We start from the raw sequence: 19,181 nt of genomic DNA on the forward strand, positions 1-19,181 counted from the left end.
CGGTCACCGGGTACGGCCGGCCGCCGCCCGGCGCCCCGTCAGGCGGGGGCCGGGGCGCCCGCCCGGGCGATGACCACGTCGAGCAGGGCCAGCAGGGAGTCGCGTACGTCCGCGCGGGAGCGGGCGTCCAGCAGGAGCACGGGGGTGGCGGGATCCCGCAGGTGCAGCGCGGCGGCGATCTCCTCGGCGGTGTAGTGCTGTTCGCCGTGGAAGCAGTTCGCGCCGACCACGAACGGCAGCCCGCGGCTCTCGAAGAAGTCGATCGCCGGGAAGCCCCGGTCCAGGCGCCGCGTGTCGACGAGCACCAGCGCCCCCAGGGCGCCGTTCAGCAGGTCGTCCCACATGAACCAGAACCGCTCCTGGCCGGGTGTGCCGAAGAGGTAGAGGACGATCCCGGCGTCGGCGAGGGTGATCCGGCCGAAGTCCATCGCGACGGTGGTCAGCGTCTTGGACTCGATGCCGTCGAGGTCGTCGACACCCACTCCCGCGCTCGTCAGGCGCTCCTCCGTGCGCAGCGGTTCGATCTCGGAGACCGACTCGACCAGGGTCGTCTTGCCGACTCCGAACCCACCGGCGATGAGGATCTTGACGGGGGACGCCCCGCCGGCGGCGGAGGCGTCGGGAGTGTCATATCCGGGCAAGGTTGTCCCTGATTTTCATGAGCAGGTGGACATTGGTGGTCTCGGCGCCTGCCAGGGGCGGCCGGTGGTGGACCAGGCCGCGGTCCGCGAGTTCGCCCAGGAGGAGCGTCATCGGGGTGAGGCGCATGTGCATGCGGGCGGCGATCTCGGCGACCGCCATCCCGCCCGGCGGCGCGCACAGGGCGAGGACGGCCCGCCATTCGGTGGCCAGCCCGGTGTGGGCGTCGTCGTCCTCGGCGACCGCCGCCACGATGGTGGTGTCCATGGTGAGGGCGGTCTCCGTGGCGGCGGCCGTGCGGCCGTCGGTCAGCGCGTACAGCCGTGTCCGGCGGGGGCTGCGGCGCGGCGGCTCGTCCGGCATTACGACGTGGGCGCGGAGGTGCGCTCGGGGGTTCCCAGCCACTCGCCGAGCGCCTGGGCGGTCCGTACGGCCTCGCCGCCCAGTTCGCCGAGGCGCGCCTTGCGGGAGGTCACCACGATGAGCGTGCTGCCCTCGCCGCAGCCGACGACGCAGAGGTAGCGGTCGTCCATCTCCACCAGCTGGCGGATGACCCGGCCGCCGTCGATCTCCCGGGAGATCGCCTTCATGGTGGCGGCTATGCCGGAGGCGGCGGCCGCGATGCGCTCCGCCCCGTCCCGCTCCAGCAGGTAGGCGCTGAGCTTGATCCCGTCGTTGGACAGGAGCACGGCCCCCTCGATGCCGGCGATCCGGCTCAGGTTGTTGTCCAGGATGCCGTAGATCATGTCGTTGGCTGTCGTCATGGCTGATCCGCTCTGAGCTCTGCTTCCACTTTCTTGGTCCCCTCTTCGTAGTCGGCCCAGGCGTCGGCCACCTCTTCGGGTGTCGCCGTGTCCCGGCCGGTCTCCGGTTCCGGGGCGCGCGGGCCGCGGAGTTGCCGGGTGAGGTGGGTCTGGGGGACGCGCTCGGGCAGGGCCGGGCGCGCACCGGGCGCGGCCTCGCGCACGGGCAGGCGTACGGGCTCGCGCGTCGACGGGCGTACGGGCTCGCGCGTCGGCAGGCGTACGGGCTCGCGCGCGGGGAGGCGTACGGCATCGAGTGCGGAGCCCGGCTCCGGGGCCCGCTCGGGCCGCTCGGGCCGCTCGGGCCGCTCGGGCCGCTCGGGCCGCTCGGGCCGCTCGCGGGGAGGCTCCGGTACGGGCGCCCGCCCGGGTTCCGTGTCCGCTCCGGCGGGTGCCAGCAGCTCGCCCGGCAGGATCACCACGGCCGCGGTCCCCCCGTACACCGAGCGCCGCAGCGTGACCCGGGCCTGGAGCTGCTCGGCGAGGTGGCCGACGACGAAGAGGCCGAGGCGGTGCGCGTTCTCCGCGAGGACGGAGTACGGCGGCGCCGAGTGCAGGCGCTCGTTCATGGCCTCGTAGCCGGCGGCCGAGACGCGCGGGCCCCGGTCCTCGATCTCGACGGACAGGCCGTCGGGGACGAGTTCGGCGCGGACGACCACCTTCGAGCGGGGCGGTGAGAAGCGGGTCGCGTTGTCGAGCAGCTCCGCCAGCAGGTGGCTGATCTGGCTGATGGCGTGCGGCCGGACGCTCGCCTCGTCCAGGGCCTGCCGTTCGATCCGCCGGAAGTCCTCGACCTCGGCGGCGGCTTCGCGCAGCAGGTCGGCGACGCGCATGGGCTCGGTGTGCGGGTCGGGGATCTCGCCGCCGGCGAGGATCAGCAGGTTCTCGACCTGCCGCCGCATCCCCACGGTCAGCTGGTCGGACCGCATCAGCTGGGCCAGGAGCGCCTCGTCGTGGCCGAAGGTGTCCTGAAGGTCCTCGGTCAGGCTCAGCTGCCGGCTGACCAGGTTCCCGGTGCGGGAGGCGATGCCCGAGGCGAACAGGCCGAAGCCGTGCCGCTCGGCGGCGAGCTGCCGGTGACCGTCCACGGAGACGGCGACCACCCGGGCGAAGGCGTCGGTGATCTGACCGACCTCGTCCTGGCGCCCGCGTACGGCCGGGAGCGCCTCCGTGTCGATGGCCTCCCCGCGCTGGAGGCGGGCCACCACTTCGGGCAGCGTGCGCTCGGCGATGGCGACCGTACGGGTGTGCAGACGGCTCAGCCGGCGCAGGACGGACCGGGTGGTGAGGACGACGAGGCCGGTGACCAGGAGCAGGCCGCCGCCGCTGGCCCCGACCAGCCAGGTGACCTCGGTCTCCAGCTCGGAGGCCTTCGCGTCGGCGCGCGCGAACACGTTCCGGGCCCGCTCGGTGTTGAGGGCGGCCAGCTGCGGCGCGAGCGTGCGGTGCGCGGCGGCCCAGCCGTCGACGTCGGCCGGCAGCTTCACGCCGGTCGCGGTGTCCTTGTGGTTGGCGACGACCGCGTTCTCGATGCGGAGCTTGGTCTGCCAGGCGTCCGATCCGGTCAGCTTGTCGTACGCGGCCAGTTCGGCGGGCGGGAGGTACGGGACGATCCAGGTGTCGTACAGGTAGCGGTGGGTGCCGACGGCGTCGAGGAACTGGGAGAAGCCGGTGGCCGGCAGCTCCCGGGAGGGCCCGGCCAGCGCGATGGCGGTGTCCTCGCGCGCCACCATCTCGGCGGCCGAGAAGAGGGCGACGGCGGGCTTGCTCTCCTGGGTGAGTTCGGCGTCGTCCGCGTGGCTGAATTCGTCCTGGTAGGCGCGGATGATGTCGTCGATGACGCCCGTGTAGTAGCCGACCGCCTGTTCGGCGCTGCCGCTGTGGGCGTCCACGCGCTTGCGGTACGAGGCCAGCAGGTCGAGCCGGCCGCTCACGGCCGCGATCCGCCCCTCGCCCTGCTCCGGGTGGCGCGGACCGCCGTGGCCGGCGGCTTCCGAGAGGCGCCGGAACTCCGCCACAGCCCGGTCGGTTTCGGCCCGCCGGTCGCGCAGGGCGTCCTCGGCCGCGGGCGCTCCCGCCCATCGCGCGGCCGTCACGGCCCGCTCGGCCTGGAGCTCGTTCATCAGCCTGACCAGCGGTACGCCGACCCGCTCGCCGGACTCGACGTCGGCACGCAGGTGCTCCGACTGGGCCAGCAGCCGCTGGGCGGTCACGGTGACCTGGGTGCCCATGGCCACGGTGGGGACGACGGCCAGGCAGATCAGCAGCGTGCGCAGGCGCACGGTGCGGCGGCGCCGGACGGGCGGCGGGCCCGGCGGGCCTTCGGGTGCCATCGCAGACATCGGTCCTCGGGAGCGGCGGAGACGGGGACGGGAACGGGGCCTGGACGAGGGCATGGGGAAACTGCCGACACGGCCCTGTGGGGTAAGGATGCCGATCATATCCAGCCACTCCGAATAAACGGAGACCTTACTTCCATACGTCTGCGTGGTATGGGCGGCGGCCCCGTGGGAAGGCTGGTCGCGATCGGTGGGTACCGTCGTCGGAGGAGTCCGCGGGCATGCGCACTATGACCTTTGTCGTGGGTACGGGACGCAGCGGGTCGACCGCACTGTCCGGCATCGTCAACGCCCATCCGGACGTGCTCAGTCTGAACGAGCTGCTGTCGTCGGTGCAGAGCCGTGGCTTCCCCGAAGGCCTCGTCAGCGGACCGGAGTTCTGGCGCCTGCTGGCCGAGCCGAATCGGCTGTTCGAACGGATGATCCGCAGTGGGGTGCCGATGCCCGAATTCGTCTACACCCGGCGTCCCGGACGGTTCGCGACCGCGACCACCGGCATCCCCGCCCTCTCGCTGATGGTGCTCCCGCACCTGACCGACGACCCGGACGGACTGTTCGACGAACTGGCGAAGGAGGTGGGCGGCTGGCCGGACCGCACCGCCGCCGGCCACTACGGGGCACTGTTCGGCCTGCTCTGCGCCCGGTTCGGGGCCACGGCGGTGGTCGAGCGGTCGGGGTACTCCTCGGACCGGGTGCCGCTGCTGCGCCGGGTCTTCCCGCAGGCGCGCTTCGTGCACCTGTTCAGGGACGGGCCCGACTGCGCGCTGTCCATGAGCAGGCACACCGGCTACCGGCTGATCCTCCTCCTGCGGGAGATCCTCGCCCGGACGGGCGCCGCGCGCGTGGAGGACCTGACCGAGGAGCAGGTCCGCTCCCTGCCGCCCGAGCTGGCACCGCTGCTGACCGAGCGCTTCGACTCCGCGCTGGTGCTGGACCGCGAGCTGCCGGCGGCGGGGTTCGCTGCACTGTGGTCGGAGCTGGTGGTCCGGGGCGCGGCGTACCTCGACGAGGTGCCCGCGGACATGCGCACCACGCTCGCCTACGAGGACCTCCTCGACCGGCCCCGCGAGGAGCTGGCGCGGCTGGCCGGCTTCATCGGGGTCGAGCCGCTTCCCGAGTGGCTCGACGCGGGCGCGGCGCGTCTGGACGCCGGGCGGCGGGGCGCGTCGCTGCGGCTGCCCCCGGAGGAGCTCGCGGCGCTCCGGGAGGCCTGCGCTCCCGGCGTGCGGGCCCTGGCCGGCGGGGCGGGCGGGGGCGGGGCACAGGGCCCGGGCCCGGGCCCGGGACATCTGAGTACGCCGTGAGTATCCCGCCCCATGTGCCGCGATTCCGAAGGGGGTTGACTGGGAGCACGAGGGCGACGGGCCCGGTGACTCACCCCTGGAGGACGGATGACCGAGGAGCGGAACGCCGGTGCGGGCGCGGGGCGGGCGGCGCGCCTGACCACTCCGTGCCAGTGGTGCGGGCGCCCGGTACCGCAGCCGTTCCCGGTGGCGCTCAGACTGCACTGCAACACCGGGCACTGGCTGCGGGACGTGCGGAACAACTTCTGGCGCAGGTGGTGGAGCAGCCTCTGAGCGGCCCCTTCGGGCGGGCGGCGGTCAGGCCCCCGTCGGGCCCGGGACGGATGCCTTGCGGGCGTGCAGTACGTGCGCGTCCAAGGGCAGGGGGCTGTGCCCCTGGAGGCGGAGGCCGGCGTCGGCGAGCAGGCGCGCGTAGTGGCCGGCGGTGCGCTCCCGTCCGCCGACGTTGCAGAGCATGTGCAGGTCCCAGGCGGTGGCCAGCGAGGGGGATCCGTCCTCGGGCAGGAGGCGTTCGACGATGAGGAGGTCGGCGTGGGCGGGCATGGCGCGGGCGCAGTGGGCGAGGATCTCCCGGCAGCGGTCGTCGTCCCAGTCGTGCAGGACTCGGGCGAGGACGTAGACGTCCCCGCCGGACGGCACGTCGGAGAAGTCGCCGGCGAGGTAGGCGCAGCGTGCGCCGCAGCCCGTGGCCGCGAGGAGGCGGCGGGCCGCGTCGACGGCGTGCGGGCGTTCGAGGAGGACGCCGCGCAGGTTCGGGTGGGCGGTGAGGAGGTGGCCGAGCAGGGCTCCGTTGCCTCCGGCGACGTCGACGACCGTCGCGGGGGCGGGTGCCTGGGCGGCGGCTGCGGCGATGACGGGGTGGGCGGGGAGCGGCTGGAACATGCGTGAGCTCGCCGCCATGGACCGGTCGAAGAGTTCGGCGAGTTCGGGGTCGCGGGCGAAGTGGTCGAAGTGGTTCTCGCCGTGGAGGTGGTCGAAGCCCGGCCGGCCGGTCCGCACCGCGTGGTCGAGTGCGCCGAAGGACCGGTAGAACGGGCCGCCGTACATCAGGGCCAGGGGACGCATCGACGCGGGTGCGTCCGTGCGCAGCAGGGCCCCGAGTTCGGTGAGGCGGAATCCTTCCTGCTCGTGTTCCCCGCTCCCGCCGGGGAGGTGGCCCCCGGCGACCACGCCGAGCATGACGAGGTACCGCAGGAGCGTGGCGAGGCCCCCGGGGTGGGTGCCGGTGAGCCGGGCGAGGTCCTCGGCGCGGCGGGCGGTGCGGGTGTCCATGGCGTCGGGCAGGCGCAGCCGGGCGAAGGAGGCGAGGGCCTGGGTGCTCCACGCGCCGGTGAGCAGACGAAGGAGCGTTTCGGCGGGCTGCCGTGCGCCGGGGCCGGGGCGGGAGTTCCCGTCGGAGTGGTCCAGGTGGGCGGCGAGGACGTCGCGGTGGTCGCCGCGGGCGTAGAGCTCCAGCCGCCGGTAGCCGCAGGCCGCGTCCGCCGGGGCGGTGAAGTACAGGACGGTGCCGTCCTCGTACGGGTTGTGGCCGCCGCCGTCGGGGCGGGCTCCGTAGTGGGCGAGGATCGCGCACAGTCCGCGCAGTACCAGCGTGTCCGGGTGCTCGATCTCGAAGGCGAGGTGTTCCTCGTGCCGGTGGGTCCGTTCGTGGGCGGCGATCCGCTCCAGGCCGGCCCTCGGGGGGACGAGCAGGGCGAACACCTCGACGGCACGGCGCTCCCCGGCCGCGCTTTGCACCTGCGGGCGCAGGATCCGGACGTCGAGCTCTGCCGGGGCGCGCCGGTGGCGCCGGGCGAGGCGTTCCCGGACGACCACGCTGGGGTGGGAGGGGGTGTCCCCGGCCAGCCCGCAGGCGGCGAGCTGGGCCCGCAGGCTGTCCGCGTCCGGCGGGAAGAGCAGCATCCCGGCGTGGGCGAAGCGGCAGTGCCCGGCCAGCGCCCGCAGGTCCGGGCCGGCGAGGCCGGGAAGGAGGAGCGGGAGCAGGGTGGAGCTGTCGTGCTCGCGGACGAACGCGGCCGCCGTGCGCAGGCGGGCCGTGTCGTCCAGGAGCATCGTTTCGCCGGAAAGGGTCGTCGTCATCGTGGGAATGTCCTCGGGGGGGCCGGTACTGGTCAGGGCAGGGCAGGGCGGGGCGGGGCAGGCACGGCGGAAGAGGGCGGGGAAGGGGCGGTCGCCGGGGTGCGGCCGGGGGGTCACACGCCGACGTAGTTCTCGGCGAACCAGTGCTGGTGGGTGCGCGAGGTGCGCAGCGAGGCGATCCGGGAGCGCCGCAGGCCGGCCTGGAAGAACGATCCGGCACCCTCGTCGGCGTCGGGGACCTCGTGGAGCAGCCGGGTCATCCACCCGGTGAACTCCTGCGCCCTCCAGATGTGCGCCAGGCAGCGGTCGGAGTACGCGTCGATCCCCGCGGTGTCGCCCCGGGTGAGGGCGTCGGCGAGGGCCTCGGCCAGGATCTCGGCCTCCAGGACCGCGAGGTTGGCGCCCTTGGCGCCGGCCGGGGGAAGCAGGCTCGCCGCGTCGCCGGCCAGGAACAGCGAGCCGTGGCGCAGCGGTTCGATCACGTCGCAGGTCAGGTCGGTGAGCCCGCGTTCCAGGAGGGGGCCCCGGCGCAGCGGCCCGTACGCGGTGCCGCGCATCCGGATGTCGAGCTCGTCCCAGATCCGCTGCTCGGGCCAGGCGTCGGCGGCGGTGCCGCGTGGCCACTGGAGGTAGTAGCGGGTCACTTCCGGGGTGCGGGCCATGTGTCCCGCGAAGCCCCGGTCGTGGATCGCGTAGCCGACGGCGTCGAGGCTCGGCGGGGCCTGGGCGAGCAGACCGAGCCAGGTCACGCCGTGGTCGTGGCGGTGGCGGGCGGTGCCGGCCGGCAGGGAGCGGCGGGCCGCCCCGTACCGTCCGTCGCATCCGGCGACGTAGCGGGCCGTCCACCGGGCGGGCCGGCCGTCGGGCTCGCGCGCGGTGACCGACGGGCGGGTGCCGTCGGCGTCGTGCACGGCGAGCGCCTCGGTGTCGAAGCGGACGCGTCCGCCGCGGTCGCGGTAGTGCCGCAGCAGGTCGGTGACCAGGTTCTGCTGCGGGTAGACGTGGTGTCGTCCGCCCTGGCCCAGGGCTCCGTAGTCGAGCCGGAACCGGCCCTCCGGCGTGCGGAATTCGCACGTGCCGTGGCGGCGGCCGTGGCGGTGGAGGCCGTCGGCGAGGCCGTGGCGGTCCAGGGTCCGGGCCGTGGCGGGAGCGAGGAACCCGGCGCGGGCGCGGGTCTGGACGTGGGAACGGGAAGCGCGTTCCAGGATGACGCAGTCGATTCCGGCGGCGAGCAGGAGGTTTCCGAGTACGAGCCCGGCCGGACCGGCACCGAGGACGACCACGTCGGCTGATGCGCGTAAGGCGCGGGGTGTCTGGCTTTCCGTCATAGCGGGTGAAGCATAAGCACGCGAAGATCCGCGAACCTACGCCAGCCATCCCTTAGCGGGAATAGAGTGACAATCTCTCCGGCTGTCCGCGGCCCGTGCCGCCGGGGCGGCGGCGGCCTCCCACGGCCTTCGGGTGGCGTGCGCCAGGCGTGCGGCGCCGCTTGCACGCTCCGGCGCGTACCACCGGTCACCGGTCGGGGCGGGTCCGTCGCGACCGGCCGCCGCTCCGGCCGCCCGCCGGGCTGCCGTGCGGGGTGCGCGGACGTCTCGTCACATTTCAACTCCCTTGCATAGTTAGTGGGTTCCGGATGGCACGGCTGCGCCGAGGCGCCCTCCGCGCGGCTCTTGCCCTGCCGTCGGGGTTCGCGAATGATGCTCCCGGCGCACCCGCCCGACCGGCGGGGATCCGCGCCGCGCCGAACCCCGACCGGCCGGAGGCCTGCAGTGCGGACGAATCGTCACATCCGGAGATCATCCGTCGTCGTCGGAGCCGCCCTCGCGCTGGTCGTCGCCGTGCCCCAGGTGGCCTTCGCGGCTCCGCCCCCGGCGCTGCCCGTCAATGCCGGAGCCGTCGAGCTCACCTTCCAGCCGGCGTACGACTACGACACCGACGGCTGCTACCCGACACCCGCCATCGGCCCGACCGGTGTCCTGAACGGCGGCCTCAACCCGACGGGCGCCCTCAACGGCAACTGCCGCGACGCCTCGGACCTCGCCAACACCAACGGCTACTCCCGCGCGGCCTGCAACAACGGCTGGTGCGCCGTCATGTACGCGCTGTACTTCGAGAAGGACCAGGCCATACCCGGCATCAGCCTCGGCGGCCACCGCCACGACTGGGAACACGTGGTGGTGTGGATCCAGGACAACGAGGCGAAGTACGTGGCCACTTCAGCCCACGGCGACTTCAACGTCCACACCCGCGACCAGATCCGCTGGGACGGCACGCACCCCAAGATCGTCTACCACAAGGACGGGATCGGCACGCACTGCTTCCGACCGGCGAACTCCAACGACGAGCCGCCCGAGAACCACCGGGGCACCTGGCAGTTCCCCGCGCTGGTCGGCTGGTCGGGCTATCCGGCGACGCTCCGGGACAAGCTCGTCCAGGCGGATTTCGGCAGCGCCCACTTCGGCCTGAAGGACGGTTCCTTCGCCGAGCACCTCGCGGAGGCCAAGCCGGCGGGCATCCCCTTCGACCCGTACCAGTAGCCGGCCCGCAGCCGCCTCGGCCCGGCCTGGCCCGCCTCAGCCCGCCTCCGTGCGCGCCCGGCGCGGCAGCCCGACGGCCGCGAGCAGGGCGAGCGCCCGGGGGCCCGTGAAGCCCCAGACGCCGCACTGGTAGAGCCCGAGGACGGGGAACGCGACGGAGGGGATCACAGCGAGCGGCTGCGCCATGGGCAGCGGATCCCCTTCCGGTTCCTCCCGCACGAGCGCCCGGGCGGCCGGCCACAGGGCCGCCGCGGCGACGAGCACGAAGCGCTTGTGGGGCGGGCCGGGTCGCGCGGACCGGCCCGGCCGGTCGTTCACCTCGGGTCCCTGGAGGCGCACCCCGGGGTCTCGGCGGACGTGAACGGGCCCATGCTGCCACGGCCGGCGCCGCCGTCCCGTCATCGGGCGCCGCGCGGCTCCGCGCCCGGGCCGGGCGGGGTGGCGGACAGGGGGGTGTGGTCCGCGCTTGCATGTACCCGGGCACCGGGGCGCCGTCCCGGGCGGTCACGCGGAGAAGGGAAGCTCTCGTGGAACGACACCAAGGACCCGGAGGAGCCGGAGCGGCCGGAGGTACCGGAGGTTCCGGGGCAGGGCCCGGGCGGCGCCGGCTGCTGGGCGGCATCGCCGCGAGCGCTCTGGTTCCCGTACTCCCCACCGGGGGACGGGCCTTCGCGCGGGCGCCGGAGCCGCAGCCGGAGCCGGACGAGGGGACCGTAGGCCGGCTGCGGGCGCTGGAGCGGGCCCACGGGGCGCGGCTGGGTGTCTTCGCGCAGGACGCGGACACCGGCGCGACCGTGCGGTACCGGGCGGACGAGTTGTTCCCGATGTGCTCGACGTTCAAGACGGTCGCCGTCGCCGCCGTGCTGCGCGACCTCGACCGCGACGGCGAGTTCCTCGCCCGGCGCCTGCGGTACACGGAGCTGGACGTCGTGCGGTCGGGCCACGCGCCGGTCACCGGTCTGCCGGGGAACCTGGCCGGCGGCATGACCGTGGCGGACCTGTGTGCGGCGGCCGTCCGCCACAGTGACAACGCCGCCGCCAACCTCCTGCTGCGCGAACTCGGCGGCCCGCGCGCGGTCACCCGCTTCTGCCGGTCGGTCGGGGACCGGGTGACCCGCCTCGACCGCTGGGAGCCCGCCCTGAACTCGGCGGAGCCGGGCCGGGTGACCGACACGTCGAGCCCGCGCGCCCTCGGCCGCACCTACGCCCGCCTCACGGTCGGGAACGCGCTCGGGGCCCGGGACCGGGAACGGCTGACCGGGTGGCTCCTGGGCAACACGACCGGCGGCAACCGCCTCCGCGCGGGACTTCCGCCGGGCTGGCGCGTCGCCGAGAAGACCGGCACCGGGAGCCACGGCACCACCAACGACGTGGGCGTCGCCTGGCCGCCCGGCCGGGGTCCGGTCACGCTCGCGGTCCTCTCCACCCGGCCTGATCCCGCCGCGCCGGCCGACGAACGGCTGATCGCCGAGGTGGCCGCGCTGCTGGCGGAGGGGGTGCCCGCGAAGTAGCGCCCTCCGACCGCCAGGCGGGCCCTCGCGGCGCCCGGTACGTGCTCTCCGCGTGCCGGGCGCGCGGGGCGGGCGGGACCGTCCGGGCGCCCCCTCCGCTGGGAGCTGGCCGGACACGCCCGGCGCGGGGGACGTCCCTGTCCGCCGGCCGGCCCCCGCCGGGCGCGGCGCGCGCCGGGGATCCCCGCGGGCTGCTAGTGCTGTGACCGGAAGGTTCACCCGGGTCGGTCGCTGCGCCCGGCACGGCACCTCGCCGCGTTGTCGGACCACGCCCGTACGCCCCGTACGAGCCGTGGCCCTCCGCCTCTGCGACGTACCGCGCCGGACACCGCGACCCGGCGGACCCTTCCTGCCACAGCACCGGGCAGGCGCTCCGCCGCATGCCCCCGCCCGCCGCCCCGCCGCCCCGCCGCACCCCGGGAGACACCCGTGCCCACCCGCGCCCCCGCACGCCGCTTCCGCACCGGACTGTCGGCCACCGTCCTCACCGCCGCCGCGCTCGGCTCGCTCCTCCAGCCCGCGCGGGCGGCCGACGGCGGCCCGGGGCCGGGCGACGGGCACCCGTACCCCGACGGGCGTCTCCAGCGGCAGATCGACCGGCTCGTCGCGCAGGAGGACGGCCCGCCCGGGGTGATCGCGGTGCTCACCCGGGGCGGCCGGACCCGGGTGTTCACCGCCGGGGCCGGGGACATCGCCACGGGCCGCCCACCGCACCCGGACGACCACATGCGCGTCGCCAGCGTCGCGAAGGCGTTCAGCGGGGCCGTCGCCCTGCGCCTCGTCGACCAGGGGCTGCTGTCGCTCGACTCCACGATCGGGGGTGTGCTGCCGGCCCAGCCCGCCGCCTGGCACCCGGTGACCCTGCGTCAGCTCCTCCAGCACACCAGTGGCCTGCCCGACTTCTCGGCCGACCCCGAGTTCCTGGCGATCGTCCGGGCCGACCCCCGGCACGTCTTCAACCCGCGCAGGCTCCTCGACTTCGTCGCGGACCAGCGGCTGCTGTTCGAGCCGGGCTCCCTGTACGAGTACTCCAACTCCGACAACATCGCCGTCGCCCTCATGGCCGAGGCGGTCACCGGCCGCCGCTACGAGGACCTCCTGCGGGACCTCGTGTACCGCCCGCTCGGGCTGCGGCGGACGAGCCTGCCCCTGGGCCATCGGCTGCCGCGGCCCTTCCTGCACGGCTACGACGTCAGCCCGCCCGCCGAGCCCGAGGACATCAGCGAGGCCATCAGCGCCTCGGGCGCCTGGGCGTCCGGCGGCATCGTCTCCACCCCCCGGGAACTGGGCGCCTTCATCCGCGCGTACGGCGGCCCCGGCTTCCTGTCGGAGCACACCCGCGCGGAGCAGCTCGCGTTCCGTCCCGGCGATTCCTCCGAGCCGGCCGGTCCCGGTACCAACGCCGCCGGGCTCGCGATCTTCCGGTACACCACCCGCTGCGGCGTGCTCCACGGCCACACGGGCAACACCCCCGGATACACCCAGCTCGCCGCCACCACCCCCGACGGCACCGGCTCCCTCACCTTCTCCGTCAACACGCAGACGAGCAAGAACAACAAGCCCGCCCTGCTCGCCCGGCTGCGCACGGTCCAGGAGGACTTCGCCTGCGCCCTCCTCAAAGGCCGCTGAGCACCCAGGGGAAGGCCTGGCGCACGGCCAAAGCCGTTGAGGGGTGCGGGGAGCGGGCCGTAGCCTGCGGGCATGACGGATGAACAGCTCGCGGCTCCGGCCCGCAGTCCCGAACTCGGCTCCATCCGGGCGGTGTTCGCGTGATCACGGTACGCGCCGCCGGCCCGGGCGACGGCGACGCCCTCGGCGAGATCCACGCCGCCGCATGGGGGGCCGTCTACGCCCCCTTCTTCGCGCCGGAGTTCGCCGCGGAGGGCGTCCGCAGTCGCCGTACGCGGTGGCACGCGCGGCTCGCGGAGGATCCGAGGACGCTGCTGCTGGCCGAGGCCGGCGGGCGGCCCCTGGCGATGTCCTGGTCCTCCCCGTCCGGGACCCGGCCGGGCCTCGCGGAGATCCTCAGCTGCTACGCCCACCCCGACGCCTGGGGCACGGGCGTGGCCGCCGTGCTGATGGGGGCCACGCTGGACCGGCTGCGGGCGGACGGTTTCACCCGGGCCCACCTGTGGACCCTGCGGGACACCCCGCGGTCCCGCGGCTTCTACACCAAGTGCGGTTTCACGGAGACCGGCCGCGTGAGGCGGTCGGACTTCGGCGACGGCCGGCCGCTCGACCAGGTCGAGTACGAGCGGGAGTGCTGAGCGGGGTGGTCCGGCTCGGCCCTGGTCCCCGGACGGCGGGGCCCACCCTGCGAGGAACCGTTTCGCCCCTCACCGCCGGGGTCCGAGGAGAAGCGTGCTCGACACCGTCGGCTCACTGACCGCCCGAGCTCACGGACTGCTGGTGACGCACCTGACCGACGGTGCCGCCGCCGCTGTACGGGAACGCGACGTCTTCGCCTCGCTCGGGCCCGACTTCCCCGGGGGCCCGCGGAGGGCCGACGTCGCCTCCGGCCTCCACATGCGGCGCCAACAGGCGGCCGGGGCAAGGGCATTCGTCGAACGCCCCGGCGCCGGCGCCGCGCTCCGGCCCTGCCCGCTGCTGGGGTCGATCGCCCACCCGGGCTGACCGGAGGACGTACGCGGCCCCCGTCGGGCCCGGGTGCCCGTCCGGCCGGCACTCTTACACGTCTTTGCCTCCGCTCTGCCGTGACCGTGAAAGTCCCCCTGCACAGTCGTGTCCACGGCCGGCGCGAACGGCGGGCGGCCGACACGACATCAGTGGGAGTGACCATGACGGGCAAGAGCGTGCTGCGGCGGGCGGGGCTGGTGGCGGGGGCGGCGGCGCTGCTGCTCTCCACCCTGCCGGCGGTGACGGCGACGGCGGCGCACCGGCCGTCGGTGGCGCGGCCGGTGGCCGCGGCCGGCACCGACGGGGCACGGCCTGACTGGTGTCCGTCCGTCGAAGGGCACCGCGTGGACTGCGGATCGGTGACCCGCCCCCTGGTCTCCGGCCGCCCCGGCCTGGGCACGGTCGACGTGAGCTACGCGGTCGTCCGTCACCGCGCGCCCGGACCCGCCAGGGGGACGGTCGCCATCAACCCCGGCGGGCCCGGTGAGGTCGCGATCGAACGGGCGCCGCTCATCGGCGAGGCGCTGAAGGACCTGCTCGGCGACCACGACGTGCTGCTCATCGACCCCCGGGGCACCGGCAAGTCCCAGCGGATGCCCTGCGGGGTCACCGACGCCGAGTACCGCCTCGGGACCCGTGAGCAGCAGCGCGACGCCGTCACCCGCTGCGCCGCCAGCCTCGGGCCGCGCGCCGAGGGGTACACCACCGCCGCCACCGCCGACGACTTCGACGCGATCCGCGCCCGTCTCGGCGTCGACGAGCTCACCCTGTACGGCCTCTCCTACGGCACCTACCTGATGCCGGTCTACGCCTCCCGTCATCCCGAACACGTCCGCTCCATCGTGCTGTCCGGGGCCTACCCGCTCGCCTTCGACCCGCTGAACCGGCCCGGCGCGCAGGCCGTCTCCCTGTCCCTGCGCCGGATCTGCGAGCGCGGCGCGCAGCGGCCCGGCGCCCAGGGCCGCCCCGCCTGCGACGGCGACAAGGCCGTCCGGGACCTGGCCGCCACCGCCGCCCGGCTGCGCGAGCGGCCTGTCGACCTGGACGTCCCGCTGGAGGGCGCCGCCCCGTTCCGGATGCGGCTGACCGAGGGCAAGCTCGCCCATCTCGCCTTCGAGGCCGCCAGCCGGGAAGTCGGCGCGGACCCGGGCGCGCCCTCGCTGCTGGGCGGCCTGCCGCACGCCCTGGACCGGTTCGTCGCCGGCGAGACCGGGCCGCTGCTCGACCTGGTGCGCAGGGAGGGCTCGACCGGCTCGGCCGAGGACCAGGCCCCGTACATCGCCGTCGTCTGCAACGACTACCGCAAGCCGTGGAAGGCCGAGTCCTCGCTGCCCGAGCGGTGGCGCCAGTACCGCAACGCGCTCGCCGCGGCCGCGGACCGGCCCGGCGCGTTCGGCGCGTTCAGCCCGGCCGGGTACCTGGAGGGCCCGACCGACGGCGGTGACGTCTGCATCGGCTGGCCGCGCGAGAACACCGCCCGGCCGCAGCCCACGCACCCCCGGATGCCCGACGTCCCGGTCCTGGTGCTCTCCGGCGACCTCGACGCCAACACGCCCGACGCCAACGGCCGGCAGGCCGCCCGGCAGTTCCGTGACAGCCGCTTCCTCTCGGTGCGCAACACCGGGCACGTGCCGGAGATGGAGCGGAGCGGCTGCGTCGTGGACATCTCCACCCGGTTCATCCGCACCGGCCGCACCGGTGACACCGGCTGCGTGAAGACCGTCGAGCCGATCTCCGTGACCCCGGTCCGGCGCTGACGGGCCGCCGCCGTGACCACTGCCGCCATGACCACTGCCGCCAGGCGCGATGATGATCACATGACTGACGCGATCACGGCGCACCGCCGCACGGTGCTGGTCGTCGAGGACGACCCGGGCGTGCGCAGCACCCTGGACCAACTGCTGCGCTTCGAGGGGTACCGGGTGGTGCAGGCGGCCGACGGGGTTCAGGGCCTGGCCCTGCTGGACCGGGAGGAACCCGACCTGGCCCTGGTGGACGTGGTCATGCCCGGCCTGGACGGGCTGTCGCTGTGCCGGACGCTGCGCCGGCGCGGCGACCGGCTCCCCGTCCTCGTGCTCACCGCCCGCGACCAGGTCGGCGACCGGGTGGCCGGCCTGGACGCGGGCGCCGACGACTACCTCGCCAAGCCCTTCGCCACGGAGGAACTCCTCGCCCGCATCCGGGCGTTGCTGCGGCGCACCGAACCGGAGCCGGCCGCCTCGGAGGTGCTCGCCGCCGGGGACCTGGTCCTCGACCCGGCCGCCCGCAGCGCCGGCCGGGGAGGCCGGGTCCTGGACCTGACGAAGACGGAGTTCGACGTCCTGGAGCTGCTCCTGCAGCACCGGGGGACGGTACTGACGCGCAGCCAGATCTACGAACGCATCTGGGGCTTCGACTTCGACACCACCTCGCGATCGCTCGACGTCTACATCGGCTACCTGCGCCGCAAGACCGAGGAGGGCGGAGCGCCGCGGATCGTGCACACCGTGCGCAACGTCGGGTACACGGTCCGGCCCGCCTGATGCTCCGTACGAAGATCACCCTCGTGGTCGTGGCCGCCGCGAGCCTCGCGATGCTGTTCGCCGCGTTCACCTCCTACCGGGGCATCGGCCTCCTCGTCGGCGACGAGCTCGAACGCGGCCTGCGGGACCGGGCGGGCGCCGTGGTCGCCCTGCTCGACGCCGGCCGCACCCCGCCCGCCCGGCCCGGCACGACCGAACAGGTGCTGCTCCCCGACGGAACCGTCCGCCCCGACGGAACCGTCCGCCCCGACGGCCCGCCGAGCGGCGGCGCGCCCGGCGCGGAGGCCCCCGCCACCGTCCTGCCGGTGTCGGAGGGAGCCCGGCGGGTGGCGCGTACCGGTACGGGCAGCAGCCGGGAGGACGTCGTCGTGGCGGGGACCGAGTACGGGATCCTCACCCTGCCGCTGCCGGCCGGCGGGGCGGTCATGGTGGCACAGAGCTACGGCGCCGCCGAAGCGCTCGACCGCAGGTTCCTCTGGCGCGTCACCTGGACGACGGCCGCCGCCACCGGGGTCGCCGCCCTGCTGAGCTGGTGGGTGCTGGGCCGCATCCTGAGACCGGTGAACCGGCTGGTCAAAGCCACCCACCGGGTCACCACCACCCAGGACCTCGCCACCGCGCTGCCGCCCGCGGGGCGCGACGAGATCGGCCGGCTCACCCACAGCTTCGAGGCCATGCTGGACGCGCTGCGCCGTTCCCGGGCCCAGCAGCGCCAGCTCGTCGAGGACGCGGGGCACGAGCTGCGGACCCCGCTCACCTCCGTGCGCGGCAGTGCCGAACTGCTCCAGCGCGCCCGGGGGCGGCTCGCGCCCGAGGACGAGGAACAGATCCTCGCCACCCTGGTGCGGGAGACCGTCGCCCTGGACGATCTGGTCCGCGAGGTCGTCGAGCTGGCCACCGACCGCCACACCGGCGAGCAGCCCGAGGCGCTGGACCTGGCGGAGGCGGCGGAGGACGCCGCCCACCGCTGCCGGCGGCGCAGCGGGCGCGGCGTCACCGTCGAGGCGGTGGGGGCCCTCACCGTGTACGCCCGGCCGCGCGCGGTGCAGCGCTGCCTGGACAACCTGCTGAGCAACGCCGTGAAGTTCAGCCCGGCCGGCAGTCCGGTCCGCGTCACGGTGGAGGGCGCCGAGGTCCGTGTCAGCGACCGGGGGCCCGGTATCCCGCCCGGGCAGGAACGTGCCGTCTTCGGCCGCTTCCACCGCGGTCCGGGCACCCAGGGCACGCCCGGGTCCGGGCTGGGGCTGGCCATCGTCCAGGAGCTGGTCGCGGCCGACGGGGGCACGGTGTTCGCCCGTACCGCCGAGGGCGGGGGCGCTGTCGTGGGCCTGCGCCTGCGGACGGGGAGCCCTCGGAGATGAGCCCCGGGCGGCCTCCGCCCGCCGCGCCGGGCGGCAGCGGGCGGAGGCGGGGCCGTCCCGCCCCGGTCAGCGGTTGTCGTGCAGTTCCTGGTGCATCTGCGGCTGGTCGTCCTCGCCCTGGGTCAGGGCGAACTTCTGGATCTGGTTGAAGCCCTTGGAGGCGACGCCGACGATCTCCTTGTACGGGTTGACGCCGGTGGCCTTCTTCGCCCCGCCGCCCAGGAGTCCGCCGCCGATGCCGCTGACCACGTCGTGGCCGGCCGCGAGGGGCTTGGCGGCGGCGTCGAGGACGCTCTTGGGCAGGCCGGCCATGTCGGCGTACTTGTCGGAGAGGGCGTGACGGACCATCGCGACGAACGCGTCGTGGGTGGGGCCGGGGTAGAACTTCCTGTAGAAGTCGACGGCCTGCTTCGTCATGAAGACACCGTCGTCGGTCTTCTTCCACTCCTTGTCGCGTTCCTGGTTCCACAGGGCGGCGACCTGGTCGGGGTCCTTGGGCAGCAGCCACTTGGCGGGAGTGCCGAGGTAGTGGTTGACGTAGTGCCAGGCACACATGAAGCCCCTGGCGTCGTCCTTGGAGACGTCGATCCCCAGGCGGTCCATGGCCTGGAGGATCTGGGTGGAGAAGACGCAGGCGGCACCGGTCGTGTACTTCTGGGAGACCGGCTCGCCCCACTTGGCGTAGTCCCACTCGCCGCTCTTCTTGTGGAGCTGGCGCACCGAGGCGTGGACGAGGCGGACCTTGGTGACGTTCGCGGCCAGGGTGCCGTCGCGCATGGCGTTCTTGTTGCCCATGTCGATGAACAGGCGGGAGGACTGCGACAGGCGGCGGCCGGGGCCCTCGACACCGCCGAGGCGGCCGGTGGAGCGCAGGGTGAACGCGCCGGTCGGGGAGAGGTAGGTGCCGATCAGGCCGACGGTGCCCTGGAGCATGGACACCTCGCCGTGGTGGTGCGCGAAGAAGCTCTCCGCGGCCTTGACGTCCGCGTCGGACCAGTCCGGCGGCGCCGCTGCCGCCTCCTTGAGGAACTCGGCCAGGCGCGGGGGCAGGGCGGAGAGGTCCATGCCGGGCTTGAGGGTGCCGATGGTGCGGAACAGGGCGTTGACCCCGTCCACTTCCTTGTTGTCGATCAGATCGGAGACGAGCGCGTCGGCCTCCGGGTCGCCGACCTTGCTCGCCGCTTCCAGCTCGGCGGCGATCGTCGCAGTCGTCAGAGCCACGGTGAGGCACTTCCTTCCGGGGGGTGGGGGCATGGCGGTGTGCGCCGGATGGGTGCGCCGGCGGGGCTGCCGGGCGGCGCCGATCCGGCGTTCTCGCCGGTCAGCGGCATGCTCCCGCCGCCCGTCACGGGTCCAGAACCCCCTGTCGATGCCGGATCGTTTGCTCCTCACCCCAACAGCGCACCGCCTCCGCGACCCTCCTCGCGGCCGGCCGGGACGGGCGGG

The 19,181-nt window shown here is 74.6% G+C and carries 18 protein-coding genes; 10 read left to right on the forward strand and 8 right to left on the reverse strand.

Translation table 11 applies throughout. From position 1 onward, the window contains the following. Window positions 1–38: 38 nt before the first annotated feature. Genes AC069X_RS05280 through AC069X_RS05295 form a run of 4 tightly spaced genes read right to left on the reverse strand, consistent with a single transcriptional unit; the run spans window position 39 to window position 3,784 of the window. The gene (locus AC069X_RS05280) at window positions 39–641 is read right to left on the reverse strand and encodes a GTP-binding protein (protein ID WP_478725310.1); all 603 of its coding nucleotides are present in this window, start codon (window positions 639–641) and stop codon (window positions 39–41) included. Further along, a complete protein-coding gene (locus AC069X_RS05285) occupies window positions 628–1,002 on the reverse strand; it encodes a DUF742 domain-containing protein (protein ID WP_478725312.1) in 375 nt (124 codons plus the stop codon). Before AC069X_RS05285 ends, AC069X_RS05280 begins: the two co-directional genes overlap by 14 nt. After that, window positions 1,002–1,403: a roadblock/LC7 domain-containing protein gene (locus tag AC069X_RS05290; RefSeq protein WP_478725314.1), complete on the reverse strand. Its 402-nt coding sequence runs from the start codon at window positions 1,401–1,403 to the stop codon at window positions 1,002–1,004. Before AC069X_RS05290 ends, AC069X_RS05285 begins: the two co-directional genes overlap by 1 nt. Beyond that, window positions 1,400–3,784: a sensor histidine kinase gene (locus AC069X_RS05295; RefSeq protein WP_478725316.1), complete on the reverse strand. Its 2,385-nt coding sequence runs from the start codon at window positions 3,782–3,784 to the stop codon at window positions 1,400–1,402. The genes AC069X_RS05290 and AC069X_RS05295 overlap by 4 nt, the downstream gene beginning before the upstream one ends. Window positions 3,785–4,002: 218 nt before the next feature. Here AC069X_RS05295 and AC069X_RS05300 point away from each other — a divergent pair, with 218 nt between their 5' ends. Together AC069X_RS05300 and AC069X_RS05305 are read left to right on the forward strand one after the other, a co-directional pair. Beyond that, window positions 4,003–5,085 (forward strand): sulfotransferase, encoded by a 1,083-nt coding sequence (locus AC069X_RS05300; protein WP_478725318.1) that lies wholly within the window; start codon window positions 4,003–4,005, stop codon window positions 5,083–5,085. A gap of 87 nt (window positions 5,086–5,172) precedes the next feature. Then, window positions 5,173–5,358, forward strand: a complete 186-nt coding sequence (locus AC069X_RS05305; RefSeq protein WP_478725319.1) for a hypothetical protein — start codon at window positions 5,173–5,175, stop codon at window positions 5,356–5,358. Window positions 5,359–5,382: 24 nt separating this feature from the next. On the opposite strand, the gene AC069X_RS05310 is transcribed toward AC069X_RS05305, so the two are convergent. After that, window positions 5,383–7,164, reverse strand: a complete 1,782-nt coding sequence (locus AC069X_RS05310) for a methyltransferase (RefSeq protein WP_478725321.1) — start codon at window positions 7,162–7,164, stop codon at window positions 5,383–5,385. A 113-nt stretch (window positions 7,165–7,277) separates the two neighbouring features. Continuing rightward, window positions 7,278–8,492, reverse strand: coding sequence for a 4-hydroxybenzoate 3-monooxygenase (locus AC069X_RS05315; protein WP_478725323.1), 1,215 nt, complete (start codon window positions 8,490–8,492; stop codon window positions 7,278–7,280). A gap of 444 nt (window positions 8,493–8,936) precedes the next feature. Between AC069X_RS05315 and AC069X_RS05320 the strand changes: the two genes are divergently transcribed. Beyond that, window positions 8,937–9,704 (forward strand): NPP1 family protein, encoded by a 768-nt coding sequence (locus AC069X_RS05320; RefSeq protein ID WP_478725325.1) that lies wholly within the window; start codon window positions 8,937–8,939, stop codon window positions 9,702–9,704. 36 nt (window positions 9,705–9,740) lie between these two features. Here AC069X_RS05320 and AC069X_RS05325 read toward each other — a convergent pair whose 3' ends face one another. Continuing rightward, a complete protein-coding gene (locus AC069X_RS05325) occupies window positions 9,741–10,022 on the reverse strand; it encodes a hypothetical protein (RefSeq protein ID WP_478725326.1) in 282 nt (93 codons plus the stop codon). A 290-nt stretch (window positions 10,023–10,312) separates the two neighbouring features. On the opposite strand from AC069X_RS05325, the gene bla reads away from it, so the two are divergent. The 7 genes from bla to AC069X_RS05360 all read left to right on the forward strand — a co-directional run bounded on the left by bla (window position 10,313) and on the right by AC069X_RS05360 (window position 17,735). Beyond that, complete coding sequence (gene bla / locus AC069X_RS05330; protein WP_478725756.1) at window positions 10,313–11,215, forward strand: class A beta-lactamase; 903 nt, start codon at window positions 10,313–10,315, stop codon at window positions 11,213–11,215. A 429-nt stretch (window positions 11,216–11,644) separates the two neighbouring features. After that, complete coding sequence (locus AC069X_RS05335; protein ID WP_478725328.1) at window positions 11,645–12,844, forward strand: serine hydrolase domain-containing protein; 1,200 nt, start codon at window positions 11,645–11,647, stop codon at window positions 12,842–12,844. Between the two features lie 140 nt (window positions 12,845–12,984). Next, window positions 12,985–13,482 (forward strand): N-acetyltransferase family protein, encoded by a 498-nt coding sequence (locus tag AC069X_RS05340; RefSeq protein ID WP_478725330.1) that lies wholly within the window; start codon window positions 12,985–12,987, stop codon window positions 13,480–13,482. Between the two features lie 94 nt (window positions 13,483–13,576). Beyond that, window positions 13,577–13,849: a hypothetical protein gene (locus AC069X_RS05345; protein ID WP_478725332.1), complete on the forward strand. Its 273-nt coding sequence runs from the start codon at window positions 13,577–13,579 to the stop codon at window positions 13,847–13,849. 164 nt (window positions 13,850–14,013) lie between these two features. Further along, complete coding sequence (locus AC069X_RS05350; RefSeq protein ID WP_478725334.1) at window positions 14,014–15,609, forward strand: alpha/beta fold hydrolase; 1,596 nt, start codon at window positions 14,014–14,016, stop codon at window positions 15,607–15,609. A 60-nt stretch (window positions 15,610–15,669) separates the two neighbouring features. Further along, the gene (locus AC069X_RS05355; protein WP_478725336.1) at window positions 15,670–16,374 is read left to right on the forward strand and encodes a response regulator transcription factor; all 705 of its coding nucleotides are present in this window, start codon (window positions 15,670–15,672) and stop codon (window positions 16,372–16,374) included. Further along, window positions 16,374–17,735 (forward strand): HAMP domain-containing sensor histidine kinase, encoded by a 1,362-nt coding sequence (locus tag AC069X_RS05360; RefSeq protein ID WP_478725338.1) that lies wholly within the window; start codon window positions 16,374–16,376, stop codon window positions 17,733–17,735. The genes AC069X_RS05355 and AC069X_RS05360 overlap by 1 nt, the downstream gene beginning before the upstream one ends. Window positions 17,736–17,801: 66 nt before the next feature. Here AC069X_RS05360 and AC069X_RS05365 read toward each other — a convergent pair whose 3' ends face one another. Beyond that, window positions 17,802–18,956 (reverse strand): oxygenase MpaB family protein, encoded by a 1,155-nt coding sequence (locus tag AC069X_RS05365; RefSeq protein ID WP_478725340.1) that lies wholly within the window; start codon window positions 18,954–18,956, stop codon window positions 17,802–17,804. Window positions 18,957–19,181: the final 225 nt, after the last annotated feature.

It is taken from the genome of Streptomyces sp. NPDC043896, assembly GCF_056435605.1.

What these genes read in the sequence shown, in the direction of transcription:
- AC069X_RS05285 (WP_478725312.1), bottom strand. Translation starts at nt 1,002, where the DNA reads ATGCCGGACGAGCCGCCGCGCCGCAGCCCCCGCCGGACACGGCTGTAC.
- AC069X_RS05290 (WP_478725314.1), bottom strand. Translation starts at nt 1,403, where the DNA reads ATGACGACAGCCAACGACATGATCTACGGCATCCTGGACAACAACCTG.
- AC069X_RS05295 (WP_478725316.1), bottom strand. Translation starts at nt 3,784, where the DNA reads ATGTCTGCGATGGCACCCGAAGGCCCGCCGGGCCCGCCGCCCGTCCGG.
- AC069X_RS05300 (WP_478725318.1), top strand. Translation starts at nt 4,003, where the DNA reads ATGCGCACTATGACCTTTGTCGTGGGTACGGGACGCAGCGGGTCGACC.
- AC069X_RS05305 (WP_478725319.1), top strand. Translation starts at nt 5,173, where the DNA reads ATGACCGAGGAGCGGAACGCCGGTGCGGGCGCGGGGCGGGCGGCGCGC.
- AC069X_RS05310 (WP_478725321.1), bottom strand. Translation starts at nt 7,164, where the DNA reads ATGACGACGACCCTTTCCGGCGAAACGATGCTCCTGGACGACACGGCC.
- AC069X_RS05315 (WP_478725323.1), bottom strand. Translation starts at nt 8,492, where the DNA reads ATGACGGAAAGCCAGACACCCCGCGCCTTACGCGCATCAGCCGACGTG.
- AC069X_RS05350 (WP_478725334.1), top strand. Translation starts at nt 14,014, where the DNA reads ATGACGGGCAAGAGCGTGCTGCGGCGGGCGGGGCTGGTGGCGGGGGCG.
- AC069X_RS05355 (WP_478725336.1), top strand. Translation starts at nt 15,670, where the DNA reads ATGACTGACGCGATCACGGCGCACCGCCGCACGGTGCTGGTCGTCGAG.
- AC069X_RS05360 (WP_478725338.1), top strand. Translation starts at nt 16,374, where the DNA reads ATGCTCCGTACGAAGATCACCCTCGTGGTCGTGGCCGCCGCGAGCCTC.